General features: G+C 72.6%; 22 protein-coding genes. 11 read left to right on the top strand and 11 right to left on the bottom strand.

Annotated elements, in window-relative coordinates; translation table 11 throughout:
• Positions 1-9 precede the first annotated feature (9 nt).
• Positions 10-555: a hypothetical protein gene (locus ABZX40_RS21925; RefSeq protein ID WP_355740813.1), complete on the top strand. Its 546-nt coding sequence runs from the start codon at positions 10-12 to the stop codon at positions 553-555.
• Positions 556-585: 30 nt separating this feature from the next.
• Here the strand turns inward: ABZX40_RS21925 and ABZX40_RS21920 are convergent, their stop codons facing one another.
• Both ABZX40_RS21920 and ABZX40_RS21915 read right to left on the bottom strand, forming a co-directional pair.
• Complete coding sequence (locus ABZX40_RS21920) at positions 586-789, bottom strand: DUF397 domain-containing protein (protein WP_355740815.1); 204 nt, start codon at positions 787-789, stop codon at positions 586-588.
• Positions 767-1,621: a helix-turn-helix transcriptional regulator gene (locus ABZX40_RS21915; RefSeq protein WP_355740817.1), complete on the bottom strand. Its 855-nt coding sequence runs from the start codon at positions 1,619-1,621 to the stop codon at positions 767-769. The genes ABZX40_RS21920 and ABZX40_RS21915 overlap by 23 nt, the downstream gene beginning before the upstream one ends.
• A 115-nt stretch (positions 1,622-1,736) precedes the next feature.
• On the opposite strand from ABZX40_RS21915, the gene ABZX40_RS21910 reads away from it, so the two are divergent.
• The 4 genes from ABZX40_RS21910 (at position 1,737) to ABZX40_RS21895 (ending at position 3,781) form a co-directional block, all read left to right on the top strand.
• Entirely contained in the window at positions 1,737-1,940 is a 204-nt protein-coding gene (locus ABZX40_RS21910) for a hypothetical protein (RefSeq protein ID WP_355740819.1), read from the top strand.
• The gene (locus ABZX40_RS21905; RefSeq protein ID WP_355740821.1) at positions 1,937-2,335 is read left to right on the top strand and encodes an ATP-binding protein; all 399 of its coding nucleotides are present in this window, start codon (positions 1,937-1,939) and stop codon (positions 2,333-2,335) included. The genes ABZX40_RS21910 and ABZX40_RS21905 overlap by 4 nt, the downstream gene beginning before the upstream one ends.
• Positions 2,336-2,417: 82 nt before the next feature.
• Positions 2,418-3,317: a hypothetical protein gene (locus tag ABZX40_RS21900; RefSeq protein WP_355740823.1), complete on the top strand. Its 900-nt coding sequence runs from the start codon at positions 2,418-2,420 to the stop codon at positions 3,315-3,317.
• A gap of 5 nt (positions 3,318-3,322) precedes the next feature.
• Positions 3,323-3,781 carry a hypothetical protein gene (locus ABZX40_RS21895; RefSeq protein ID WP_355740825.1) on the top strand — a complete coding sequence of 153 codons (459 nt, stop codon included), beginning with the start codon at positions 3,323-3,325 and terminating at the stop codon, positions 3,779-3,781.
• A 55-nt stretch (positions 3,782-3,836) separates the two neighbouring features.
• On the opposite strand, the gene purH is transcribed toward ABZX40_RS21895, so the two are convergent.
• Both purH and purN read right to left on the bottom strand, forming a co-directional pair.
• Entirely contained in the window at positions 3,837-5,375 is a 1,539-nt protein-coding gene (gene purH / locus ABZX40_RS21890) for a bifunctional phosphoribosylaminoimidazolecarboxamide formyltransferase/IMP cyclohydrolase (RefSeq protein WP_355740943.1), read from the bottom strand.
• Between the two features lie 89 nt (positions 5,376-5,464).
• On the bottom strand, positions 5,465-6,088 hold the full coding sequence (purN, locus tag ABZX40_RS21885) for a phosphoribosylglycinamide formyltransferase (RefSeq protein WP_355740827.1): 624 nt from the start codon (positions 6,086-6,088) through the stop codon (positions 5,465-5,467).
• A gap of 460 nt (positions 6,089-6,548) precedes the next feature.
• Between purN and ABZX40_RS21880 the strand changes: the two genes are divergently transcribed.
• Positions 6,549-7,370, top strand: a complete 822-nt coding sequence (locus ABZX40_RS21880) for a hypothetical protein (protein ID WP_355740829.1) — start codon at positions 6,549-6,551, stop codon at positions 7,368-7,370.
• On the opposite strand, the gene ABZX40_RS21875 is transcribed toward ABZX40_RS21880, so the two are convergent.
• Positions 7,367-9,133, bottom strand: coding sequence for a DUF6350 family protein (locus ABZX40_RS21875; protein WP_355740831.1), 1,767 nt, complete (start codon positions 9,131-9,133; stop codon positions 7,367-7,369). The two genes, ABZX40_RS21880 and ABZX40_RS21875, sit on opposite strands and share 4 nt — an antisense overlap.
• Before the next feature lie 96 nt (positions 9,134-9,229).
• Here ABZX40_RS21875 and ABZX40_RS21870 point away from each other — a divergent pair, with 96 nt between their 5' ends.
• Entirely contained in the window at positions 9,230-10,507 is a 1,278-nt protein-coding gene (locus ABZX40_RS21870; RefSeq protein ID WP_355740833.1) for a helix-turn-helix domain-containing protein, read from the top strand.
• 307 nt (positions 10,508-10,814) lie between these two features.
• Here ABZX40_RS21870 and sucD read toward each other — a convergent pair whose 3' ends face one another.
• The 5 genes from sucD to ABZX40_RS21845 form a co-directional block, all read right to left on the bottom strand.
• Positions 10,815-11,699: a succinate--CoA ligase subunit alpha gene (sucD, locus tag ABZX40_RS21865; protein WP_355740835.1), complete on the bottom strand. Its 885-nt coding sequence runs from the start codon at positions 11,697-11,699 to the stop codon at positions 10,815-10,817.
• A 27-nt stretch (positions 11,700-11,726) separates the two neighbouring features.
• Positions 11,727-12,908 carry an ADP-forming succinate--CoA ligase subunit beta gene (sucC, locus tag ABZX40_RS21860; protein WP_355740837.1) on the bottom strand — a complete coding sequence of 394 codons (1,182 nt, stop codon included), beginning with the start codon at positions 12,906-12,908 and terminating at the stop codon, positions 11,727-11,729.
• A gap of 271 nt (positions 12,909-13,179) precedes the next feature.
• Positions 13,180-14,364, bottom strand: coding sequence for a VWA domain-containing protein (locus ABZX40_RS21855; RefSeq protein ID WP_355740945.1), 1,185 nt, complete (start codon positions 14,362-14,364; stop codon positions 13,180-13,182).
• 80 nt (positions 14,365-14,444) lie between these two features.
• On the bottom strand, positions 14,445-16,880 hold the full coding sequence (locus ABZX40_RS21850) for a DUF5682 family protein (RefSeq protein ID WP_355740839.1): 2,436 nt from the start codon (positions 16,878-16,880) through the stop codon (positions 14,445-14,447).
• A 166-nt stretch (positions 16,881-17,046) separates the two neighbouring features.
• On the bottom strand, positions 17,047-18,168 hold the full coding sequence (locus tag ABZX40_RS21845; RefSeq protein WP_355740947.1) for an AAA family ATPase: 1,122 nt from the start codon (positions 18,166-18,168) through the stop codon (positions 17,047-17,049).
• A 263-nt stretch (positions 18,169-18,431) separates the two neighbouring features.
• Here ABZX40_RS21845 and ABZX40_RS21840 point away from each other — a divergent pair, with 263 nt between their 5' ends.
• Together ABZX40_RS21840 and ABZX40_RS21835 are read left to right on the top strand one after the other, a co-directional pair.
• Positions 18,432-19,781, top strand: a complete 1,350-nt coding sequence (locus tag ABZX40_RS21840; RefSeq protein WP_355740841.1) for an SWIM zinc finger family protein — start codon at positions 18,432-18,434, stop codon at positions 19,779-19,781.
• Positions 19,782-19,982: 201 nt separating this feature from the next.
• On the top strand, positions 19,983-21,692 hold the full coding sequence (locus ABZX40_RS21835) for a DUF5691 domain-containing protein (protein WP_355740843.1): 1,710 nt from the start codon (positions 19,983-19,985) through the stop codon (positions 21,690-21,692).
• A 49-nt stretch (positions 21,693-21,741) separates the two neighbouring features.
• Here the strand turns inward: ABZX40_RS21835 and ABZX40_RS21830 are convergent, their stop codons facing one another.
• Positions 21,742-22,158, bottom strand: a complete 417-nt coding sequence (locus tag ABZX40_RS21830) for a cobalamin B12-binding domain-containing protein (protein WP_355740845.1) — start codon at positions 22,156-22,158, stop codon at positions 21,742-21,744.
• Between the two features lie 689 nt (positions 22,159-22,847).
• On the opposite strand from ABZX40_RS21830, the gene ABZX40_RS21825 reads away from it, so the two are divergent.
• Both ABZX40_RS21825 and ABZX40_RS21820 read left to right on the top strand, forming a co-directional pair.
• Positions 22,848-23,807, top strand: a complete 960-nt coding sequence (locus ABZX40_RS21825) for an alpha/beta fold hydrolase (protein ID WP_355740847.1) — start codon at positions 22,848-22,850, stop codon at positions 23,805-23,807.
• 343 nt (positions 23,808-24,150) lie between these two features.
• Entirely contained in the window at positions 24,151-25,854 is a 1,704-nt protein-coding gene (locus ABZX40_RS21820) for a M23 family metallopeptidase (protein ID WP_355740849.1), read from the top strand.
• The last annotated feature ends 8 nt before the right edge of the window (positions 25,855-25,862 follow it).

Genomic DNA, 25,862 nt, shown 5'->3' with positions numbered 1-25,862 from the left:
ATCCCCGCCATGAGTTTCGGCGACCAGAACAACCCCTATGGCGCCCCCCAGGGCGGCCAGCAGCCGTACGGCCAGCAGCAGCAGCCCAACCCGGGGTACGGCTACCCGCAGGCGCCGCCGGTCAGCCCGTACGGGGGGCCGCCCGCGCCGACCACGATGCCGGGCACGGTGAACACCGCGCGTGTGCTGCTCTGGGTCATAGTCGGGCTCCAGGCACTCGGTGTCGTGCTGTTCGGCTTCTCCGCGGTGGCGATCGACCAGGCGCAGGACGACCCCGCCTTCGAGCAGCTCGCCGACTACTCGACCGGCATGCTGTGGGGCCTCGTCGTCCTCGCGCTCGCCTGGCTGATCTGGGCGGCGGTGCTCGCCACCAAGTTCAGTTCCGGCACCAACGGCACCCGGGTGACGATCCTGGTGTTCGGCATCCTGACGGCGGTGCTCGCCCTCTACCCGTTCACGATTCTGGGCATCATCCACCTCGTGCTCGGCATCCTGATCGCTGTGTTCGCGGGCAACGCGAACGGTAAGGCGTGGTTCAACCGCCCGCGGTACTGATTGCGTCCGCGATGACCGAGGGCCGCCTCGTCACGCCTTCACGGCGGTGACGAAGGCGGCCCAGGCGTTTGCGGAGACGATGAGGGTGGGGCCGGTGGGGGTTTTGGTGTCGCGGACGGGGGTTATGCCGGGGAGGTTGGTGGCGACCTCGACGCAGTCGGCGCCTTGGGCATCGCTGTAGCTGCTCTTCTTCCAGGCGGCGGAGCCGAGGTCAAGCCTCCTGCTGAGCTTCATCTCTGTATGTCCTCGCTGCTTCTTCGATCAAGGTCAGGGACGTCTCCGGTGGGAGGGCGACGGCCCGCAGGTGATCGTAGGCCCTTTGGTAAGCCTTCACACGGGCCGGGAAATCGACGATCTGCCCGTCGAAGTTGGTGTCCGTCCACACCAGTGGCGGCGCATCCGCGAACGTCATCAGCTTGGCCATGGCGTGCTGCAGGGGAACCCAAGCGGTGGTTTCCGGAACGATCTGGAAAATGCTCTGCGTCGACCGGATCACCTCCAGGATGTGCTCCAGTTGCTCGGCCATCAACAGCGGCGGCAGGGCGGCCCGCTTGATGACCGACTCGCGCAGGATCCCCCAGTAGAAGGGGCGGTCGTCCCGCTTCCACAACTCCGCGCGCGCTGCCCGCGCGCAGACGCGCGCCTCAGTCGTATCCGGGTCTGTGCCCGGAGCCTCGTACCGGATGAGCCATCGCGTGTACTCCTTGGTCTGCAGGAGTCCCGGGATGACATGGGGCTGCCACTCCTCCAGCGTCTCCGCCTGCTTCTCAAGGTCGGGTACGTCCTGGAAGTACAGCGGGTGCCCGGAGTTCCTCGCCTTGGCGGCATCTTCACAACGCCGCTCGAAAAACCCGTCCGTTCCCAGTCTCCGATCCACGTGCCGGGCCAAGTCGATCGGCATCCGGCGTTCACCGCGTTCGATCTGGCTGAGATACGAAGCTCCGCGAAAGCTCCCTTCGACCATTTGTTCCAGTGTCAGCCCTGCCAACTCGCGGCGATAGCGCAACTCGGCGCCATAGAAACAGGGGATGTTCTCCGAAGGGTCGGGATCCTTCTTCCCGGGCACAACTCATCACCGCCATTGCACAGTTGCCGTTGCGCAAAAGAAAGCCCTTCCACCGTATGCACTCCGCCTCCACTCTGTGACTGTTCCGTCACACCACGCTCTTGGAGGCGTACTCATGCAACCCCCCTACGAGATCGATGTCTGCGTGGAAGATCTGCGCGCGGCCTTACAGGCACATGGCATCACGCTTCCCTCGCTCGGTGCGGATCTGCCGGCGTTCGCAAGCGCAGGACTGCCGCCACTGGTGACGCTCGGCAACTGCAACACCACCACCGCCCGCGCCCTCGCGAGGGCATTGCGCCAGGCGGCGGCCGAATGACCGGACAGCTTGTGGCCGAAGCGCTGACCCTTGCGCTTCTGGCCGAGCCCGAGGCGGTGCCCGAAGCACGGCGGGCGGTGCGGAACCACCTGAGGACGCCCTGCCCCGACGTGCAGCTCTGCCTGACCGAACTGCTCACCAATGTGATCCGGCATGTCGGTCACGGCACACCCGTGACCGTACGGCTCGCGCGGACGGCTGATGGCCGAACCCGGCTGGAGGTCACCGACTCAGGACCACCGGCCGTACTCGTCGCCCGGCACCCCGGCCGGGACGAAGAGACCGGCCGAGGGCTGCTGCTGCTCGACTCGATCGCCGAGCGCTGGGGGATGGTTCGGGCCGCTGACGGCAAAACCGTCTGGTGCGAGCTGACCGAACCACCCTGCAACCTTTGAGGTACCCCTCCCCCCGCCCCTCCCCCACCGTGGTCATCACCGCGCCGCCACGGGGGAGGCGCGGACTTCGGGGAGCGTGACCATGAGGCGGAGCCTCGCCGTGACGTCGCTGCTCGTCCTCCTCGCGGCAGCGACCGGCTGTGAGGAGGACGGGGCCGGGCGGGAGCTGAACGACGCCGAGCGGCTGCTGATCCAGCGTGCCGAGCAGAGCCTCGTCAAGGAGTGCATGGAGGACGCGGGGTTCGCGTACTGGGCGGCCGAACTGCCGGACGAGGAGGAGCTGAAGGGCTCGGGGTACGTCCTGACGGACCCCGGCTGGGCCGGGCGCCACGGCTACGGCAGCCGGTTCCAGGACCGGTTGGAGCGGCGTCAGCGGGAGGACCGTAACCACGCCTACGCGAACGCGCTTCCCGAGGACGACCGTGTCCGGTACGGCAGGGCGCTGGAGGGCGGGCCGTCCGGCGGGATGCTCCGCGCGGCGCTGCCCGCCGGGGGCACGGTCCAGACCCCGCGCCAGGGCTGCCAGGCGGCTGCCAAGGGCGCGTTGTACGGCGACTTCGAGGCATGGTTCAAGGCCGAGAAGACGGCGACCAACCTCAGCGCGCTCTATCTGCCTCAGTTGCTGGCGGACCCCCGTTTCACGGCCGCCCTCGGCGCCTGGGCCGGGTGCATGCGCGAGGCGGGCCATGACTACGCCGACCCACCCGCCGCCCGCGAGGCGCTCCCGAAGCTGATCGAGGGCCTCGTCCCCGAACAGGCGTACGCCGTCGAGGTGGACCTCGCGGTCACCGAGGCGACCTGCGCCACCGAGACGCCGCTGGCCACCACGGCCCGCGCGCTGGAGAGCGAGTACCGGGAGAGACAGCTCGACCGCTACGGCGAGGACATCGCGACGTACGAACGGCTGGGCGTCGCCGCCCTCGCCCGCGCCGAGCGGATCACCGGCTCGTCCACCACACCCGCACCGACAACCAAGGAGTGACCTGTATGCGCAAGATCCTCGCCACCACCGCGACCCTCGGACTCACCGCCCTCGGCGTGATCCTCCCGGCGTCCGGCGCCCAGGCGTCGGCGGCCTGCGACACCGCGTGGAACAGTGCCGTCAGTGGCCGCTTCTACGCCTACGACCACACCCAGTGCAGCGGCTTCATGGGCTCCACCGAGAGCTGGGACTCGGACTGGGGCAACAGCTCCGGCCCCTTCCAGGGCGATGACACCAACAAGGCGTCGTCCATCCTGCACAAGGGCACGTCCGGGCTGGCCGTCCAGGTCTTCAACGGCACCGGCCAGGACTGGGCGGGCGGCCACACCTGCCTCGCGAAGTCCGAGTACTACATGTCCAGCCTCAGCGGTCACACCTTCACCAGCGGCGAGCCGGTCAACAACGGCATCAGCTCCCACCGCTGGGTGGCCAACGGCTCCTGCGGGAAGTTCCTGAACTCCTGAGTTCCTGAGTTCAGGAACTCCTGAATCTCCCTCAGGAGCCGTCGGGTGGCTCGGGTCAGTGGAAGAAGTGCCGGGTGCCGGTGAAGTACATCGTCACGCCCGCCTTGCGCGCCGCCTCCACGACCTGCTCGTCGCGGACCGAGCCGCCCGGCTGGACCACGGCCCTGACCCCGGCGGCGGTGAGGATCTCCAGGCCGTCGGGGAAGGGGAAGAACGCGTCGGACGCGGCGTAGGCGCCCTGCGCACGCTCGGCGCCCGCCCGCTCGACGGCGAGCTTCGCGGAGTCGACCCGGTTGACCTGGCCCATGCCGACGCCGACCGAGGCGCCGTCCTTGGCCAGCAGGATCGCGTTGGACTTCACCGCGCGGCACGCCTTCCAGGCGAAGGCCAGCTCGCGCAGTTCGGCGGGGCCGAGGGCGTCGCCGGTCGCCAGGGTCCAGTGCGCCGGGTCGTCGCCGTCGGCCTGGAGCCGGTCGGTGACCTGGAGCAGGGCGCCGCCGTCGACGGCCTTGACCTCGACCGCGTTCGCGGGGGCGCCCGGTGCCTTCAGGACCCGGATGTTCTTCTTGCGGGCGAGGGCCTCCAGGGCGCCGTCCTCGTAGTCCGGGGCCACGATGACCTCGGTGAAGATCTCGGCGACCTGCTCCGCCATCTCCTTGCTGACCGGGCGGTTCACCGCGATCACCCCGCCGAACGCCGACAGCGGATCACTGGCGTGCGCCTTGCGGTGCGCCTCGGCGACATCCGCGCCGATCGCGATCCCGCAGGGGTTGGCGTGCTTGATGATCGCCACGCAGGGCTCGTCGTGGTCGTAGGCGGCCCGGCGCGCGGCGTCCGTGTCCGTGTAGTTGTTGTACGACATCTCCTTGCCGTGCAACTGCTCCGCGCGGGCGAGGCCGCCGCCCGCCGGGTCGACGTACAGGGCGGCCGGCTGGTGCGGGTTCTCGCCGTAGCGCAGCGTGTTCTCGCGCTCCCAGGTGGCGCCCAGGAAGTCGGGGAAGGGGGAGTCGTCGACGGGGGCGTACTCGGTCGCGAACCAGTTCGCCACGGCCACGTCGTAGGCGGCGGTGTGCTGGAACGCCTCGGCGGCCAGGCGCTTGCGGGTGGGGAGGTCGAAGCCTCCACCGGCGGCTGCGGCCAGCACGTCCGCGTACCGGGCGGGGCTGGTGACGACCGCCACGGACGGGTGGTTCTTGGCGGCGGCGCGGACCATGGAGGGGCCGCCGATGTCGATCTGCTCCACGCACTCGTCGGGGGAGGCGCCGGAGGCGACCGTCTCGCGGAACGGGTAGAGGTTCACCACGACCAGGTCGAAGGGCTCCACGCCCAGCTCGGCGAGCTGCTCGCGGTGGGTGGCGAGGCGCAGATCGGCGAGGATGCCCGCGTGCACCTTGGGGTGCAGGGTCTTGACCCGGCCGTCCAGGCACTCCGGGAAGCCGGTCAGCTCCTCGACCTTGGTCACCGGGACACCGGCGGCGGCGATCCGCCCGGCCGTGGAGCCGGTCGAGACGAGGGCGACGCCCGCCTCGTGCAGGCCGCGTGCCAGCTCTTCGAGGCCGGTCTTGTCGTAGACGCTGACCAGCGCCCGGCGGATCGGCCGCTTGGTGCTCTCGCCGGTGGCGGTGGCACTGGCGCTGGCGCTGACACTTGCGCTGGCGCTGGCGCTGGCGGTCTCGGTGGCGGTCACGGGATAAATACCTTTCGTCCCTCGATGCGATAGCCGTTGCGGGCGAGCCGCCCCACGACATCGACGAGCAGCCTTCGCTCGACTTCCTTGATGCGCTCGTGCAGCGCGCTCTCGTCGTCCTCGTCCCGGATCTCGACCACGCCCTGGGCGATGATCGGGCCCGTGTCGACGCCGTCGTCGACGAAGTGGACGGTGCAGCCGGTGACCCGGGCGCCGTACGCGAGCGCGTCCCGGACGCCGTGGGCGCCGGGAAAACTGGGCAGCAGCGCGGGGTGGGTGTTCACGAACCGGCCGCCGAACCGGGCGAGGAACTCCTTGCCGACGATCTTCATGAACCCGGCGGACACCACGAGGTCGGGTTCGTGCGCGGCCACGGCCTCGGCGAGAGCGGCGTCCCACTCCTCGCGGGTCGGGTAGTCCTTGACGCGCCGGACGAAGGTCGGCAGCCCGGCGCGCTCGGCGCGGGCCAACCCCTCGACACCGGTGCGGTCGGCGCCCACGGCCACGATCTCGGCGCCATAGGCGGCGGTGCCGGTCGCGGCGACCTCGTCGAGCAGCGCCTGGAGATTGGTGCCGGATCCGGAGACCAGCACGACGAGGCGCTTGACACGCTCGACCACGGGTTCGTCCCTCTCAGGTTCTGGGTTCTGGGTTCAGGGCTCTGGGCTCTGAAGTTCTGCTGGTTCTCGCTCTGGTTCTGGTACTCGTTCTGGTACTCGTTCTGGTTTCGGCCGTGGTTCGGGGGAGATGCGCATCAGGGGTATGTGCGTTCGTACGAATGCTTCACGCCCCCGGATACGGGGAAGCCTACGAAGCGGCCGACCGTCAGCAACGATACCGGCACACCGGACAGCCCCCACGGGACGGGGGCGTGGCCGGAAGGTAGCGTCTGGGGGAGCCGGGTCGGGAACGTGCGTGGGGCACGAAGCGTTTCAGATGGTGACGGCCCGGTCACCGCACTGCCAGCCCCGACTGCCCGAGCCGTAGCGCTCCGCTGCGACCACGCCCCGACCCACCTCTCGATCCACCCCTCGACCACGCCCCGACCAGCCTCGACCACCAAGGGATGACGCTCACTTGATGCCGGACCGCACTCCGCGACTCCTCATGTCGACCCCGCTGCCGGAGCGGGGTGGGCGGCGCAGCGGTGTGCTGCTGCGGGAGCGCCCTTCGTCGACGCCGGACACCTCGTCCGGGAACCCTGGGAACTCCGGGAACTCCGGGAACTCCGGACAGGCCGACAACCCCTTCGCGCCACCGCCCGAGGGCAGGCCCGACCAGCCCTGGCAGCCGCGCCGCCCGGAGGGGTCGGACGGTTCGTCGGGACCGCCGGAGGGCGGGTCGAACGGGGGCGAGGGTGGTGGCCGTCCGGCCTGGGGCGGTCAGTGGAGCGACCGGCAGCCCGGCCGCTCCTCCGGCGGCGGCTTCGGTGAGCGGCCCGGCGGTCGGCCCGAGGGCCCCGGCGGCGGCCCCGGCTCCGGCTCCGGTGGCCCCAGTCCCCGCTGGGACCCGACCGACCCCGCCCAGAGACGCGCGCGGTACGCGCTGCTCAGCGGGATGTGGGCGTTCTTCTTCGCCCTCTTCAGCTGGCCGTATGTGGCACTGCTGCTCGGCGCGCTCGCCCTGTACTGGGGCATCAGCGCGCTGCGCGCCAAGCCGCGTACGCAGGACCCCGACAACCCCGCCCCGCAGCCGACGGGGCGTCCACAGACCACGGCGGCGGTCAGCGGGATCGTGACGGCGTCGCTGGCGATCGTGCTGGTGGCGGCGACCTTCGTGGCCCAGCTCGTCTACCGCGACTACTACACCTGCCGCAGTGACGCCCTCACCAATGAGCAGCGGCAGTCCTGTGATCAGCTGCTGCCGGAGCAGTTGCGGGATGTGCTGGGGCAGGAGGGCTAGGAGTCGTTGGGGGTGGTGGTGGCCGCCGGGGGCGGGGACTTCGTCGGCTCCTTCGGCTCGGTCGACTCCGTGGGCTCCTTCGGCTCCGTGGGCTCCTTCGGCTCCGTGGGCTCTGCCGCTTCCTTGGCTTTCGTCGCTTTCGTGGGTTTCGTGGGTTTGTCTTTCGGTGCCGCTCCTGGGGAATCGGGGGCGGCACCGGTGGTCTCCGCCGTCTCCGGTTTTCCGGGGCTCTCGGGGTTCTCCGGCTTCTTCAGCTTCACTGGCTTCTTCGGCGTCCCTGGCTTCCTCGGCTTCTTCGGCTTCTCCGGGGTGGGTCTGCGGGCGCTCCTGAGGCGCCAGGCCCGTACCGTCAGGGCGGTGGGGATGCCCAGGGCCGTTGTCCAGGCCAGGGCCGCCGTGCCGGTCTGCCAGCCCACGGGGCCGAAGCTGGCCAGCGCCGCGACGCCGAGCGGGCCGCCGGACAGGGCGGCGAGCGCGGCGAGGGCAGCGGCGCAGAGGATGGCCGCCACCAGGGTGAGGAACATCGTGCGCCGGGCGGACCAGGGCGGCAGGGGCGGCCAGGGCGGTGCGCCGGGCTCGGAGACGGTCTCGGACCCGGCGTCCGGGACATGCACGGCCGCCGCCGCCATGAACCAGCCCAGCGTCAGCCCGGCCGCCACCGGAACCGCGGCGGCGGCCCAGGTGAAGGGCGTGCCCGGCCCCGCGTCCGGTACGGCGGACAGCAGCGGGAACGGCGGCAGCAGCGGGCCGGGTGCGGAATTGAGCGGGCCGATGACCTGGCCGACGCCGAGGGTGAATCCGGGGCCCAGCGCGTAGGCGGCGCCCCAGATGGCGGCGTTCGGGACCAGGGCCAGACAGACCAGGAACACCGCGAACCGTCCCGACCAGCCCTCCGTCAGCTGTGCGAAGGCGGCCCCGGCGGCGGACCCGTGCCCGACCAGCGAGACCGCGACCAGCAGGGAACCGCCGCCGACCAGCACCGCCGTACCGGCCGCTGCGGCTCGCAGCGCCTCGCCGAGGCGGTCCCGGGCCACCGGCGGCAGCAGCCTGCGGCGCACCGCCCGGGGCAGCAGCACCAGCACATCGAGCAACGGCTCATGGGGCCGCCCGTACGCCGTCCAGACCCCGGCACCGGCCGCCAGTACCGCGATCGGCGGGACACAGCCGAGGGCCCAGGGCCAGGAGGGGCGCAGTTCGCCTCCGGCGGCGTAGAGCGCGGCGGCGGCGCCGACGGCGAGATAGCCGAGGACGACACCGGTCCAGGCGGTGCGGGCGGAGGCCGGGGTGTGGCCCTCGGCGGCGCGGTCGACGGCGTCCCGGGCGGCCCGGTGCAGCAGGAAGAGCGGCACGGCGACCAGCAGCAACGGGGTGAGGCCGACGGGGGCGGGGACGCCGGAGAGGGTGTCGGCGCGGATCAGTTCGGCGCCGTGCGCGAGCAGCCAGAGGGAGGCGGCGAGATGCAGGGCGCCGCCGGGGCCGCTGTCGGGGTACGGCGAGCTGATCCACATCAGCATCACCAGGGCGGCGAAGGAACCGAGGCCGAGCCCGGCGGCGACCGCCCCGCCGAACGCGCCCGCGACGAGCCCGGACGAGGGGCGGCGGAGGCGGGGGACTCCCCGGGGGAACCGGTGGGTGACGCGGTGGGTGAGGTGCGCGGGCAGTGACGACAGCGCCGTGAGCGACGGCAGGGAGGGACGGCGGCCGGGCGGGCGCGCGGTGCTGCCGTCGGCGGGGCGATCGGTCATCGGGATCACGAGCGCCATGCTCCCAACGACACGCGCTTTCCCGTCGTAACAGGCGAACCTCGGATGTGTCGCCCAATATGTGTTTATGTACTTTTTCGAGCGAAGGGGCGCCCTGTGACACAGAGCCCTGCCACTCCGCTCCCCCCGCCCAAGGAGTGCCGACGGCTGCGCGAGGCCGCCTCGCTGACGCAGGCTCAGCTCGCCACCCAGGTCGGCGTCACCCGCGAGACGGTACGCGCCTGGGAGAACGGCCGGACCACTCCGCGCGGACGCAAGCGCGAGGCGTACGCCAAGCTGCTCGCCCGGTTGGCCGAGCCGGAGCGGGACGGGTCCGGGGGCGGCGACCGGACCGAGGGCGGTAGCCGGACCGAGGGCGGTACGTCGGACGCCGTCCGGGTGACAGCACGTCAGGAGCCAGTGAGCATGCCTTCGTCCTCCGCGTCCCCCATGCCCTCTTCTGTGTCCTCAGCGTCCTCCGCGTCATCCGCGTCTTCCGTACGGGGGCGGCAGGAGCCGTTGAAACCGGCCGCCGCGCAGACGGTGACCGCGGTCGCGGAACCGGTGTCCGCCGACCCGCCGCCCCGGCCGCGCTCCTCCCTGACCCCCGGTCAGGCGTTCGACGCGCTCTACACCTACTGCGCCCCCGCCCTCGTCCGGCAGGCGTATCTGCTGTGCGGGCGGCGGGAACTGGCGCGGGAAGCGGTGGAACGGGCGTTCCAGCAGGCGTGGCAGCGCTGGCCTGAGGTGGCGGTCGACCGGGACCCGGCGGGCTGGGTCCGGGCGGCGGCGTACGAGTACGCGCTCTCCCCCTGGCACCGCTTCCGCCCGCGCTACCGCCATCCGGAGGCCCCACCGGCGGACGCGGCGGACCGCGCGCTGCTCGGCACGCTGCTGGAACTCCCGCCCCCGCACCGCCGCACCCTGCTCCTCTACGACGGGGTGGGGCTCGGTCTCGCGGAGAGCGCGGCGGAGACGGAGGCGAGTACGCCGGCGACGGCGAACCGGTTGATGCACGCGCGCGAGTCCCTCGCGGGGCGGTTGCCGGAACTGTCCGATCCCGGGGTGCTGCACGATCGGCTGACCCGGCTGGCGTCCGCCGAGCGACTCCGCGCGTCCCAGCCGAAGCCGGTGCGGCTGGCGGGTGAGCGACGGGCGCGGTTCTGGACGCGGGCGGCGATCGCGTTCACGGTCGCGCTGATCGGCGCGACGGCGCTCACGCTGCGGACGGCGCCCACGCAGTACGAGCCGCCGGTGGCACCGGGGGAGACGGTGCGGGGGGTGCCGCCGCGGCAGGCGCCGGGGCCGCTGTCCGACACCCAGATCGCACTGCGCGCAAAGCTGAGGGGGGAGGCGGCGGCGGGTCCTGAACGGTTGACTCCGGTGGCGGAGTGAGGGGGTTGGGGGGCGTTGAGTGCGTTGCCGGGGGAGCTACGGGTGCGTCGGGTGCGTTGCCGGGTGCGGGCGCGTTGGGGCTGATCGCGCAGTTCCTCCCCCGGAGGGGGTGCCCCCAGCGCCCCTTCCCTCCCCAGCTGCGGGCAGTCGTGCCGCTTGGGGCGATGGGGGTCCCCCCGCGCGAGCGAAGCCGAGCGTGGGGGAGGGTGGGCGCAGCGGCACCCCGCTCGCGCGGGTAAGCGACAACGCCGGTGGGCCCGCCCCAGCGCAGGGTGCGGGCCCACCGGCGTTCACAGCAGGGACGTTCTCAGCCCGCCAGGATCTCGCGCGCCAGCTCCGCCGTCTCGGTCGGCGTCTTGCCGACCTTCACCCCGGCCGCCTCCAGCGCCTCCTTCTTGGCCTGCGCCGTACCCGACGAGCCGGACACGATCGCGCCCGCGTGGCCCATCGTCTTGCCCTCGGGCGCGGTGAAGCCCGCGACATAGCCGACGACCGGCTTCGTCACGTTCTCCTTGATGAACGCCGCCGCCCGCTCCTCCGCGTCGCCGCCGATCTCACCGATCATCACGATCAGATCGGTGTCGGGGTCGTCCTGGAACGCGGCCAGCGCGTCGATGTGAGTGGTCCCGATGATCGGGTCACCACCGATACCGACGGCCGTCGAGAAACCGATGTCCCGCAGCTCGTACATCATCTGGTACGTCAGCGTGCCGGACTTCGAGACCAGCCCGATCCGCCCCGGCTTGGTGATGTCACCGGGGATGATCCCGACGTTCGACTGACCGACGGTGATGATGCCGGGACAGTTCGGACCGATGATGCGGGTCTTGTTGCCCTTCTTGCCGGCGTACGCCCAGAACGACGCCGAGTCGTGCACGGCGATGCCCTCGGTGATCACGACGGCCAGCGGGATCTCGGCGTCGATCGCCTCGACCACCGCGTCCTTGGTGAACTTCTCCGGCACGAAGATCACGGATACGTTCGCGCCGGTCTGCTCGATGGCCTCCTTGACGGTCCCGAAGACGGGTACCTCGGTGCCGTCGAAGTCCACGGTCGTCCCCGCCTTGCGCGGGTTCACGCCGCCCACGACGTTGGTGCCGTCGCCCAGCATGAGCTTGGTGTGCTTCATGCCCGTGGCGCCGGTCATGCCCTGGACGATGACCTTGCTGTCCTTGTTGAGCCAGATAGCCATGGTGTGTGGTGTCCTCGTCCTGAGTGCTTACTTTGCGGCGTGGGCCAGCTCGGCGGCCTTGTCGGCCGCGCCGTCCATGGTGTCGACGCGCTGCACCAGCGGGTGGTTGGCGTCGGTGAGGATCTTGCGACCCAGCTCGGCGTTGTTGCCGTCCAGCCGGACGACCAGCGGCTTGGTGACCTCGTCACCGCGGTCCGCGAGCAGCTGGAGCGCCTGGACGATGCCGTTGGCGACCTCGTCGCACGCGGTGATGCCGCCGAAGACATTGACGAAGACGGACTTGACGTCCGGGTCGCCGAGGATGATCTCCAGACCGTTGGCCATCACCTGGGCGGAGGCACCGCCACCGATGTCCAGGAAGTTCGCCGGCTTGACGCCGCCGTGGTTCTCACCGGCGTACGCGACGACGTCCAGGGTGGACATGACCAGCCCGGCGCCGTTGCCGATGATGCCGACCTCGCCGTCCAGCTTGACGTAGTTGAGGTTCTTCTCCTTGGCGGCGGCCTCCAGCGGGTTGGCCGCGGCCTTGTCGTGGAGCTCCTCGAAGTCCGGGTGACGGAACTCGGCGTTGTCGTCCAGCGACACCTTGCCGTCGAGCGCGAGGACCTCACCGGAGGCGACCTTGGCCAGCGGGTTCACCTCGACCAGGAGGGCGTCCTCCTTGATGAAGACGTCCCACAGCGTGACCAGGACATCGGCGACCTTGTCCGCGACCTCGGCCGGGAACTTGGCGGCGGCGACGATCTCCCGCGCCTTCTCCGGCGTCACACCGTCGATCGCGTCGATCGGGGTCTTGGCGACGGCCTCCGGGCGGTTGGCGGCCACCTCCTCGATGTCCATGCCGCCCTCGACGGAGGCGATGGAGAGGAAGGTGCGGTTGGCACGGTCGAGGAGGAAGGAGACGTAGTACTCCTCCACGATCTCCGGCGCGGTCTCGGCGATCATCACCTTGTGGACCGTGTGGCCCTTGATGTCCATGCCGAGAATGTCCGTCGCGCGGGCGACGGCCTCGTCCGGGGTCGCGGCGAGCTTGACGCCGCCGGCCTTCCCTCGGCCACCGACCTTCACCTGGGCCTTGACGACGGACTTGCCGCCCAGGCGCTCGGTGGCTGCGCGCGCCGCCTCAGGCGTGTCGATGACTTCACCGGCCAGCACCGGTACATCGTGCTTGGCGAAGAGGTCCCTCGCCTGGTACTCGAACAGGTCCACGCGCTTCCGTCCCTATCAGTGATCTCGCGGTTCGATGGATGCGTGGGCGTGCCGCGAAGGGCAACGTGACGTCCGCTTGGGTCACAGGGGAAGCGCACACGGTGTCCGAGCGCGCGGCATGTCCGTCTCGCAGGTTATCGCTGCTTCCGGAACGCCCCTAAATCGAGAGTCACACCTGAGCGGTGATACCCGTCACATGATGCCGCAATCTGTGGCACGGAGTGCCATACAGGGGCGTGCGGAGCAGCCACCCCTGTGCCGCCCGCGCGCCCTATCGCTGGTGGACCGACGTGTCCGGTATCGGCAGCGGCCGTTTCTCGATCGCCGCGGCCATCACCTCCGGGAACAGCTCCGGCGTACAGGCGAACGCCGGCGCGCCCAGCGCGGCGAGCGCCGCCGCGTGCTCCCGGTCGTACGCGGGCGCCCCCTCGTCCGACAGCGCGAGCAGTGTCACGAACTGCGCCCCCGCCGCCTTCATCGCCGCCACCCGCTTCAGCATCTCGTCGCGTATCCCGCCCTCGTACAGATCGCTGATCAGCACCACCACCGTGTCCGCGGGCCGGGTGATTCTCGACTGGCAGTACGCCAGCGCCCGGTTGATGTCCGTGCCACCGCCGAGCTGGGTGCCGAACAGCACCTCCACCGGATCGTCCAGCTGATCCGTCAGGTCCACCACCGCCGTGTCGAACACCACCAGCCGTGTACTGATCGACCGCATCGACGCCAGCACCGCCCCGAACACCGACGCGTACACCACCGACGCCGCCATCGACCCCGACTGGTCGACGCAGAGCACCACCTCCTTCTTCACCGACCGCGCGGCCCGCCCGTACCCCACCAGCCGCTCCGGTACCACCGTCCGCTGCTGGGGGAGGTAGTGCTTGAGGTTGGCGGCGATCGTGCGGTTCCAGTCGATGTCGTGGTGGCGGGGGCGGCTGACCCGGGCGCTGCGGTCGAGCGCCCCGGTGAGGGTGGCGCGCGTCCGGGTGGCCAGCCGTCGTTCCAGATCGTCGACGACCTTGCGCACCACCACCCGCGCGGTCTCCCTCGTCGTCTCGGGCATCGCCTTGTTCAGCGACAGCAGCGTGCCGACCAGATGGACGTCCGCCTCCACCGCCTGGAGCATCTCCGGCTCCAGCAGCAGCGTCGACAGCCCGAGGCGGTCGATGGCGTCCCGCTGCATCACCTGCACCACGGGGGAGGGGAAGTACGTCCGGATGTCGCCGAGCCACCGCGCGACCGCCGGTGCCGAGGCCCCGAGCCCCGCCGCCCGGTCCTTCCCCGAACGCCCCTTGTCCTCCTTCTTCCCGTAGAGCGCGGACAGCGCCCCGTCCATCGCCGCGTCCCGGCCGGTCGGCCCGAATCCGGTCCCGTCGGCCCCCTCGCCGCCCCCGAGGACCAGCCGCCAGCGCCGGAGGCGCTCCCGCGCCGGGTCCGCTCCCCCGCCGTTTCCCATGACCTCCTCCGTGTGCTCCCTGCCCTCCGTGGCTTCTGTGGCCTCCCTGTCCTGCGGGTCCTGCATGTTCTGCGTCACGCTCATGCCGCCCCCATGAGTCCGTCGTCCGCCGCTCCCAGCAGCAGCCGCACCACCGGCGCCACCGCGCCCGCTCGGTCCGGGTCGAGGGTGTCGCCGAAGCCGGGCACCCCGGCCCCCGCGCCGACCGCCACCGCCCGCTCCCCCGGCCCGCGGCGGACCAGTTCACCGAGCGTGCGCCGCACCCCCGCCTCGTACTCCGCGAACGTCCGCCGCAGCAGTGGCAGCACATCCGTGAACGCCTCCGGCGACACCCCCGTCAGCCAGGTGTCGACCAGCCCCAGCAGCCGTTCGTCATGGACCAGCAGCATCCCGCCCCCGGAGCCGCCCCCGACGAACCCCTCGATCCAAGCGGCGGCGTCCCCCGGTGCCGTCCCCGGCGACAGCGCCAGCCCCATCAGCCGCGCGGCCCCGTCCTGGTCCAGCCGCCCGTCGTCCAGCAGCAGCCGCGCCGCCCGCCCCCGGACCACCCCCGGCACACTGTCCCGCCCGGCCAGCACCCCCAGCACCTCCCGCCACCGCGCCCGCAGCCCGCCCGCGCCGGAGATCCCGCCGATGCCCTGTCCTTGATCCGGATCGGCGCCCGCACCGCCCGCCGCCTCCCCGCTCTCCTCCAGCAGCCCCACCGCCCCGTGCACCGCGTCCACATGGCGCCGCATCTCCTCCGCCGCCTCCCGGTCGAGGGCCGCGCAGGCCGGGGGCAGGCCGACGAAGACCCGCTCGGCGAGCCCCGCCGCCACCCCGGCCAGCGCCCGCGTGTCCGTGCCCCGCACATCGCCGTACCGCAGGGCACGGACCAGCGCGGGCAGGGCCTGCGCCAGATGGCCGACATCCGCGTCGAGCGCCGCGCGGTCGGCCAGGACGCGCATCACCGCGGGGAGCGCGTCCGGCAGCTCGGCCAGCAGACAGCGCTCGGCGAGCGCCGTGACCTCGACCAGCCCCGGTGCGGCGACCGCGTCCCCCTCCGCCCTGGCGGTCGCGGCGCCCAGCACGGTCGTCCCCCACACCCCCGCCTCCGCGATCCGCACCGCCAGCTCCGGTTCCCACCGCAGCCGCCAGGTCTCCCGGAAGGTGCCCGTACTGCCCCGGGACCGCACCGGTTCGCCCCACTCCACGCCCAGCAGCCGCAGCCGGTGCAGAAGCCTGCTGCGCCCGGCGTCGGTGTCCTTGCGCAGATCCAGCTCCAGCTCCCGCTCCCGCGCCTCGGGCTTCAGCCGGAGCCTGCGCTGCGCCCGGTCCAGGTCCCGCTGCAAGGGCACCGCCGGAGCCGCCGCCGGTACCTCGCCCAGCACATCGCCGACCACCAGCCGGTCCCGCACCAGCGCCAGCGGCACATCCGAGCCCTCGCACATCACCGCCCGCACCGCGTCGGTGGTCTCGCCGAGCCCCGGCAGCGGCCGTCCCCGCATCACCGCCAGCGTCTCGGCGAGCCGGACCGCCTCGATCACATGGGCGGACGACACCACCTGGTCCTCGGCCCGCAGCAGCCCCGCCACCTTGGCCAGCCACCGCTCGACCGGCCGGTCCGGCACCTCGAACAGATGCCCGTACCACCCCGGCGAGTCGATGCCCGCCCCATATCCCCCGGCCCGCGCCAGCCGCCGGTACGTCCACGGCACCCAGGTCAGCTCCGCCTTGACCTTGGGCAGCCCCTTCACCAGCGCCCGGTCCGCCGCCACGGCCGCCTTCCGCGCCAGCGCCGGGACATGCCACGCCCCGCACACCACGGCCACCTCGTCGCCGAACTCCCGCTGCGCCGCCCGCACCTGGAGCCGCATATACGCCTCCCGTACGAGATCCCGCCCAGGGCCGCCGTCGCCGTACGCCTCGCGCAGCGCGCCCATGGCCTCCGCCAGCACCCGGAACGGCGCGAAGACATCCCCGCCGACCCCGCGGTGCTCGACCACGTCCTCCCACCAGCACTCGGCGTCGTCGTGACCGGCGGTCTCGGCGAGCACGGCGAGCGGGTCGATCCGCACGTCGTCCCCGGGACCGCCGGGCCGCGCGTCTTCACCCTCGTCGTCCTCGTCGCTCCCCCACGCCAGGGTGTGGATCGCGGGCAGGTCGATGAAGCGGGCCGGGACCCCCTGCTCCACGGCCCAGCGCAGGGCGATCCACTCCGGGGAGAACTCGGCGAACGGCCAGAACGCCGAGCGGCCGGGCTCCTCCACGGCGTGCGCGAGCAGGGCGACGGGCGGGCGCATGTCCGGGTCGGCGACCAGCGGGACCAGTCCGTCCGCCTCGGGCGGCCCCTCGATCAGCACCACGCGGGGCCGCGCCGTCTCCAGCGCCGCCCGCACCGCCCGCGCCGACCCCGGCCCGTGATGCCGCACACCCAGGAGCAGCGGCCCGGCGGGAGTACCGGCACCGGCAGCACCGGCCCTGTTGCCGCCCTCGGCACCGGCGTCGGGCTCCACAGGCCCGTCCGTGATCGTCATCCCGTCCCCCCGCCCGCTCCCCGGGGTGCCCGCCGCCTCTCCCGGCCGGCGAAGGGCCAGCCCAGGTCGTCGTCCGCGAAGGGCCACCCGAGATCGTCGTCCCCGAAAGGCCAACCGAGATCGTCGTCCGAGTGCTGTCGCTGTCGCCGCTGCCGCGGGGCGCCGCTCATGCGCTGACCTCCCGGCACGCCCGGTAGAAGTCCGTCCAGCCGTCCCGCTCGCGGACCACCGCCTCCAGATACTCCTGCCAGACCACCCGGTCGGCCGCCGGATCGCGGACCACCGCCCCGAGGATGCCCGCCGCGACATCTCCCGCCCGCAGCACACCGTCCCCGAAGTGCGCGGCGAGGGCGAGGCCGTTGGTCACCACGGAGATCGCCTCCGCCGTGGACAGGGTGCCGCTGGGCGACTTGACCTTCGTCCGGCCGTCGGAGGTGATCCCGTCGCGCAGCTCGCGGAAGACGGTCACGACCCGGCGGATCTCGTCGGCCCCGTCGGGTACGGCCGGCAGGTCCAGCGAGCGGCCGATCTGGTCCACCCGGCGCGAGACGATGTCCACCTCCACCTCCACGCTCTCCGGCAGCGGCAGCACCACCGTGTTGAAGCGGCGGCGCAGCGCGCTGGACAGCTCGTTGACCCCGCGGTCGCGGTCGTTGGCGGTGGCGATGAGGTTGAAGCCGCGCACGGCCTGGACCTCGGAGCCCAGCTCCGGAAGGGGCAGGGTCTTCTCCGACAGGATCGTGATCAACGAGTCCTGGACATCGGCCGGGATCCGGGTCAGCTCCTCCACCCGGGCCGTCATGCCCTGGGCCATGGCCCGCATGACCGGACTGGGCACCAGGGCGTCCCGGCTGGGGCCGTGGGCGAGCAGGTGCGCGTAGTTCCACCCGTAGCGGATCGCCTCCTCCGGTGTGCCCGCCGTGCCCTGGACGAGGAGCGTCGAGTCACCGCTGACGGCGGCGGCCAGGTGCTCGGACACCCAGGTCTTCGCCGTGCCCGGCACGCCGAGCAGCAGCAGGGCGCGGTCGGTGGCCAGGGTGCTGACCGCGACCTCCACGATCCGGCGCGGGCCCACGTACTTCGGTGTGATCACCGTGCCGTCCGGCAGGGTGCCGCCGAGCAGATAGGTGGCCACGGCCCAGGGCGACAGCCGCCAGCGGGCCGGGCGCGGCCGGTCGTCCTGGGCGGCCAGCGCGGCGAGTTCCCCGGCGAAGGAGTCCTCGGCGTGCGGCCGGAGCGCCTCCGCTTCCTCCGGGCCACCACCGGCCGCCCCGGCAGCGCTCCCCATCCCCCGCTCCTCCCGCTTCTCCTGCTGCTCACGCTCCTCCCGCTTTCCCTGCTGCTCCCGGGCGAACGCGTGGTCCCCGCGCTCACGCGGATCGACTGGGTCAACGGACATCTCATCAACAGACACGGACATGGCTGAGGTCCCCTCCAGCTCGGCCGGTTCGGATCTGGTTCCACCATGCACCACGCCACTGACAATCGCCCTGACCTGCGAAAACGTGCTCGCGAAGGCGATTGTCAGTGGTGGGTTCTACCTTCGATGTCATGACTGAGCAGCGGGTGCGCTGGACGGCGGACCAGGTGCTGGCACTGGCATCTGACGCAGCGTCACGCAAAGCGGGGAGCAAGCTCGGCGCGGCCGGCCCCTGGTCGGGGGCGGGCAGTTCCGGCGAGGGGGCGGTGTGGGGAGAGTGCAAGGGCAGCGGCAGCACGCCGTATCGCACGGTGGTGGACATCGCGGATCCCACCGGGCCCGCGTACCGGTGCAGTTGCCCGAGCCGTAAGTTCCCGTGCAAGCACGCGCTGGGGCTGCTGCTGCTCTGGGCGGGCGGGGAGGCCGTGGTGCCGGTGGGCCCGGCGCCGGACTGGGCGGCGCAGTGGCTGGAGGGGAGAAGGGAGCGGGCGGCATCGGAGCGGGCGGCGTCCGCGCCGGGTGGCGCCACCGCCGATCCGGAGGCGGCGCGGCGCCGGGCAGAGCGCCGTGCGGAGCGGGTCACCGCGGGCACCCTGGAGCTGGAGCAGCGCCTCGCCGATCTGCTGCGCGCCGGTCTGGCCACGGCGGACGGGGCGGGATACGGGCTGTGGGAGGAGACGGCGGCCCGGATGGTCGACGCCCAGGCGCCCGGACTCGCGGCGCGGGTGCGGGAGTTGGGGGCGATACCCGCGTCCGGGCCGGGCTGGCCGGTGCGGCTGCTGGAGGAGTGCGCGCTGCTGCATCTCCTCGACCGCGGCTGGCTCCGCCGCGACCAGCTCCCCGACGGCCTCGCGGCCACGGTCCGCTCCCGGGTCGGCCTGCCCACCGCGCCGGACGGCCCTCCGGTGCGCGACCACTGGCTGGTCCTGGCCCAGTACGACACGGTCGACCCGAAACTGACGACCCGCCGCATCTGGCTGTACGGCACCGGCTCGGAGCGTACGGCGCTGATCCTTTCGTACGGCGCGGCCGGCCGGTCCCCGGAGATCGCCCTGCCGGTCGGGGCCGCCCTGGACGCCGAGGTGTCCGCGTATCCCGGCGCCCACCGGCTGCGGGTCGCGCTGGGCGAGCAGTTCGCACCGGCCGCCCCCAGCGCCGTACGCCCGCCGGGCGGGACGACGGAACAGGCCGTCGCGCGGTACGGGGGCGCGCTGCGGCGGGATCCGTGGCTGGACTCGGTCCCCGTGACGCTGGACCGGGTGGTTCCGGTCCCGGACGGCGACTCCTGGCAACTGGCCGACGCGGACGGGGACACGGCCCTGCCGCTCACCCCGGCCGCCCGCAACCGCTCCGGCCTCTGGCGGCTGGTCGCCCTGTCGGGCGGCGCCCCCGTCAGAGTCTTCGGCGAATGCGGCCACCAGGGCTTCCACCCGCTGACGGCCTGGCCGGAGGGGAGCGGTGGGGCCGTACGGCTCGCCTAGGCACCCGGCCGGTCCCCGCCCGCTCGCGCGAGGCGGACGGGCCGGTGGACGGCCCGCAGAAGGGCGAGCCCCGGTCCGCGCCCCTCGCGCGAGGCGAACGGGGCCGGTGGACGGCCCGCAAAAGTCCTCGCCCCCGCACGGGGCGAGGCGAAGGCCCTCGCCGTCACAGCACCACTCCCCGGATCCCCGGAAAGGACCCATATGCCCGGCCCCGCCACCCCGCTACCCCCCACCTGGGAAGACCTCGTCACCGCCGCCCTGCTCGGCACCGACCGCCGTACGCCGCCCGGTGTGGCGCCCGGACCGGCGGCACCGGGCGCGCTGCTGGACGCCGCCGCGCTGGAGACGGTCCGGCGGCGGGCCGGGATACGCCCAGCGCGCGCCGCGCCCCGCCCGGAACCCGCGCCCGAGGACCCCCGCCCCGCGCTTCCGGTGGCCGCCGCCCACCGGCTCGCCCAGTTCCTGGCCGACCGCCCCGGCACGGCCGCCGGAACCCGCCGCGGCGCCGCCCCGGACCTGATGGAGCTGCTCCCCCAGTGGCTGGCGGCGGCCAACGAGCACGGGTACGCGGCACCCCCGGAGGTACTGCCCGCGCTGCTGGACGCGGCCCGGGGGCGGACGGATCTGCGCCCGGCGGCGCTGGCGTTCGCCGGGCAGCGGGCGCTGTGGCTGGCCCGGCTGAACCCGGACTGGCGGTTCACGCTGCGTTCCACGCCGGGCGGCGGGGCGGCGCTGCCCCGGCTGGACGACGGGGAGGGTGTACGGCGACTGTGGGGGGAGGGGCTGTTCGCCGAGCGGGTCGCCCTGCTGGCGGCGCTGCGGGCCCGTGAACCGGCCTCCGCGCGCGAGTTGCTCGCCGGGACCTGGGCGTCGGAGCGGGCCGAGGACCGGCTGATGTTCCTCGACTCGCTGCGGGTGGAACTCACGGGGGCGGACGAGCCGTTCCTGGAGCAGGCGCTGGCCGACCGGAGCCGCAATGTGCGGGCGACGGCGGCGGAGTTGCTGTCGGCGCTGCCCGGTTCGGCGCTGGCGGGGCGGATGGCGGTCCGGGCGGGGTCGTGCGTGGCGCTGGACCCGCTGCGGGACACCCCGGTGATCGTGGTCGAGGCGCCGCACGAGTGCGACGCGGGCATGGAGCGGGACGGAGTGGCGCCCAAGGCGCCCAGCGGCCGGGGTGAACGGTCGTGGTGGCTCGGGCAGTTGGCTGAGGCGGCGCCGCTGACGGCCTGGCCCGCCCGGCTCGGGGGGCGTACGGCGGAGCAGATCGTGGCGCTGCCGGTGGCCGACGACTGGCGCAGCGAACTGCACGCGGCCTGGTGCCGGGCGGCGGTGCGGCAGGGGGACGCCGACTGGGCGAAAGCGCTGCTCGGGGCCTCGTCCGCACCGGAGGCGGGCGGGCCGGGGGCGGTGTCGCTGGCGGAGCGGGCCCGGCTGCTGGGGACGCTGGAGGCGGGGGAACGGGCGGCATGGGTGGCCGGGTTCATCGCGGCGCACGGGTTGTCCGAGGCGTTCCAGTTGCTCGGGGTGTGCGCGGTGCCGTGGTCGGGGCCGCTGGGCGGCGCGGTGGTCGACGCCCTCAACATCGCGCGGGACGCGGGGAACTACCCGTGGAGCTTCAGCGGCGTGATGGGACTGGCGGAGCGCTGCCTCGACCCGGCCGAGGCGAGCCGCCTGGACGGCCTGCTGGCCGCACCCGAGGAACCGGAGGACGCGTCCCCCGGCGCCGGGGGCTACTGGGCGGAGGCATTCCAGCGCCTGGTCACGACCCTGCGGCTACGGGCGTCCATGGCGGCGGAGCTGGCGGGGACGGCGGCAGAGCTGGCGGGGAAGGCGGCGGAGCTGGCGGGGACGACGGGGACAGCGGGCACGACGGGGACGACGGGGACAGCGGGGACGACGGCGGATGGCTGAAGACACCGAGGCCACCGAGGCCACCTGGGCCGCCTCCGGCGCCCACCCCTCAGGACGCCGCCGCCTGCCGTACGTTCTCCCGCACCCACTCCACGATCGACGTCGTCGTCGCACCCGGCGTGAAGATCGCGGCGACGCCCTTCGCCGTCAGTTCCGGGATGTCCTCCTCGGGGATGATCCCGCCGCCGAAGACCAGGATGTCCGCCGCGTCGCGCTCCTTGAGCAGGTCGATCACGGCGGAGAAGAGCGTGTTGTGGGCACCGGAGAGGATGGACAGGCCGATGGCGTCGGCGTCCTCCTGGATCGCGGTGTCGACGACCTGCTCGGGCGTCTGGTGGAGCCCGGTGTAGATGACCTCCATACCGGCGTCGCGCAGTGCCCGCGCGATCACCTTGGCGCCCCGGTCATGGCCGTCGAGCCCCGGCTTGGCCACCACCACGCGGATCGGACCGGTTGCCACACCCATCACTGCCTCCATGAAGCGACGTCATCCATCGGTCATCCATCCGTACCGAACCGGCACGCACGGCACGCCCCCGGCGAAGCCGTACCGCAGATATGCCGTAGCCCAGACATGCCGTACTTCCCGGCGATATCACACCTACGCTCCACGCGCCTCCCGACAGGGGCCGTCCGGGGTACGGGGCGGTCACCGGCCCCGGTGCGAAGCGGTCACCGGTCCCGGTACGGACACCGCCGGGGCACCGGCCAGGCGCGGGAAGTGAACGAACGTTATCTCCAGCATCCCGCACCCGGCAGTTTCGCGGTCGGGCGCGAGGGGGAAATCACACAGTGGGACATATCCACAGCGCGTCGCCCCCAACGCTCCGCGGTCAGACAGGTCACAGGTCGGCGAGACCACCGGCCGGACAGATCACCGACCGGAGACACCACCGGTCGGACAGATCACCGGTCGTACAGCTCACCGGCAGACAGGTCAGGCACCGCAAGCGTCCGCGGTTCAGGGATCGCGGAAGGGACCGCACGCACCGGGAGCCGCCACGAGGACACCGCACCACCGCACCACCCCGACTGCCACACCGCGCTCGCAGCCAGCACACCGCGAGCCGCGCACCGGTCTCCTCGTATCGCGGTCGCCCACGAGGGCCCCCGAGGGACAGAGACGTCCCCGGGCGTGCCGACGGGAGGTCGGGCATGAAGGTCACCAGCGTCCTGCTGCCCTTTCAACCCTTTCCACCGCTGTGCCGACGTCTGCTCCCGGACCGCCTGGCCGGAGTCTCCATGACCCTGCTGAAAGCGACCGCTCTGGACCTCGCGATTCTCGCGGGGCATCTGCTGCTCTATCCGTCCGGCATCATCCAGGAGCGCCGCCCCGCCGTTCCCGCCGCCGCCCCGCGCGGCGGCGGCGGCCCGGGAAGCATCCCGGCCCCGATCCCGGTCCCGGCCCCGGCATCGGCCCCGACCACCGGCGACGACGGAGCCACGCCGCTGCCCACCCGGCCCAGACCCCCGGTGATCCTGCTGCACGGCTTCATCGACAACCGGTCCGTCTTCGTCCTCCTGCGCCGCTATCTGGCCCAGCACGGCCGGCAACAGGTGATCTCGCTGAACTACTCACCGCTGACCGGCGACATCCGCACCGCCGCCGAGCTGCTCGGCCGGCACATCGAGGCCCTGTGCGAGCGGACCGGCAGTGGCCAGGTGGACATCGTCGGGCACAGCCTGGGCGGCCTGATCGCGCGCTACTACGCCCAGCGGCTCGGCGGTGACCTGCGGGTCCGCACGCTGGTCACGCTCGGCACCCCGCATTCCGGTACGCGGGTGGCGCCGCTGGCCGACGCGCACCCGATCGTGCGGCAGATGCGCCCGGGTTCCGAGGTCATCGAGGAGCTGGCGTTCCCGGCGCCGGGCTGCCGCACCCGGTTCGTGAGCTTCTGGAGCGATCTGGACCATCTGATGGACCCGCTGGAGACGGCCCGCGTCGACCACCCGGACCTGCTGGCGGACAACGTACGGGTCAGCGGGATCGGTCATCTCGCGCTGCCGGTGCACCCGGCGGTGGCGAACGGAATCCGCCAGGCCCTCGACAGCCCGCCGCTCGGGACCGGCACCGGCGCACACGCCGGGGCGAGCGGCGGACTCACGGTGGCCTGAACCACCCCCAGGTCACCGCGCCACCCTGTATGCGAGCCGCCCGCCGCTGACCGACGGTGACGTCGCGACTCGCCCGCGTGACCAGCGCAAAAGGTGGGGCGGGTGAGCCCACAGCGGTGGCCACACCCCCGCACAGTCCATGGACAGCACCCTCAAAGGGCCTCTTTTATCGAACAATCCTCGAACACAAAGCCAAACTCAGGTGCACGGACCGCCGAAACACGGCCGAATGCCCGTTTCCGGTGTCAGGGAAACCTGAGGAAGATTGTCGAGCCCGCATACCGCCGGGTACAGTCGCCGCACTGCTCTGCCAGCCCCTGTTGTCGAGGCGAAAGAGAAGTTGGTGAACGACCGTCACCCGTCGGGGACTTTGACCACCCCGACCCCGGCTTCCGACGCCGCCTCCGGGCCCTATCCGGCGTACGGCACACAGGAAGCCCCGTACGGTGACTTCACCACACCCACCGGGCATCCCGCGAACGGTTTTGACACCGGAGCCCACCCCGGCGCCCACCCCTCCGCCTTCGCCACCGACCCCCTCTTCGGGGACATGCCCGGCGACCCGCACGGCACCGCCGCCACCGGCACCTATGACGCCACCCAGTGGTCCACCGGCGGCCAGCAGATCCTGAACCAGGACCCGTACGCGGCCCAGCACATGGCCGCCGCCTACGACTCCGGGACCTACGACACCACCGCGTGGACCGACGGCTATCAGCCACTGTCCGCCGTCCCCCCGCAGCCGACGCCGTCCGACGGCAGCGGCCAGTGGGACGCGACCGCCTGGCTCCCGCCCGAGCAGTCCAGCGGCCCCACCGACGCCACCCAGCACTGGGAGTGGGGCACCCAGGCGTTCGACACCGGCGCCTATGACGCCACCCAGTGGAACTCCGGCGCCCCGGACCGGGACCAGGGACCCACCGGGACCGCCGGGCACCAGCGGCCCGACGGCGGCGACTACCCGCGCCAGGACACCGGCGAGTACCACCCGTACCCCGCGCAGGACGCCGACTACCCCCCGCAGGACACCGGCGACTACGCCACCCAGGACGACGGTTACGGCGCCCAGGACGACGGCTACGGCACGCCCGCCAGCGAGTACGGGCAAGGCGAATCGTTCCACGAACAGGCGACCGCGACCTTCGAGCAGGTCGCCCACGACGCCGGAACCGACCCGCACGACCACTCCCGCGACACCGACGACGACGGCCGCATGTCCGCCACCGGTGAGCTGCCCGCCGTAGCCCTTCTGGACGATCAGGAGGAGGCCGCCCCGGCCCCCGGTTCCCGGGCCGCCGCGCGCGGCGGCTCCCGCTCGCGGCGCCGCGCCCCCGCCAAGCGCTCCGCGCTGATGACCGTCGCGATCCCCTCGGCCTGTGTGATGGGCGTCGCCGGTATCGCCGCCGCCTCCGTCGGCTCCCTGACCGACGACTCCAAGGAGACCTCGACCACCGCGGCCGACGCGCAGCCGGTGAAGCCGTCCACCGCCAACAACCAGCTCGACACCCAGCTGGCCAGCCTCAGCGCGGAGGCCGACAACTTCGCCGACCGGGCCAGCCGGACGCAGGAGCGCATCGACCTCAAGGCCGAGCAGGAGGCCGAGCGCAAGCGGGCGGCGGAGGAGGCGGCCCGCAAGGAGCGGCTCCGCCCGAAGTTCGCCCTCCCGGTCGCGCAGGGCGGGCTCAGCGCCTACTTCGGCCAGTCCGGCATCAACTGGATGTCCGTGCACAGCGGCATCGACTTCCCCGTGTCCTACGGCACGCCCGTGCTGGCCGCCACCGACGGCACCGTACGCACGCAGTTCAACTCGGCCTACGGCACGATGGTGATCCTCACCGCGATGGACGGCACCGAGACCTGGTACTGCCATCTGTCGACCTACGCGGTGGCGTCCGGTACGACCGTGAAGGCCGGCGACACCATCGCGTACTCCGGTGACTCCGGGAACTCCACCGGCCCGCATCTGCACTTCGAGGTCCGGCCGGGCGGGGGCTCCGCGATCGACCCCCTGGCCTGGTTCCGCAGCCACGGCCTGGACCCGACCTGATCCTCCCG

It is taken from the genome of Streptomyces sp. NPDC004610, from assembly GCF_040609715.1.
GTDB lineage: Bacteria > Actinomycetota > Actinomycetes > Streptomycetales > Streptomycetaceae > Streptomyces.
Note: the sequence above shows the minus strand (reverse complement) of the source record. Positions and strands in the feature narration are given on the sequence as shown.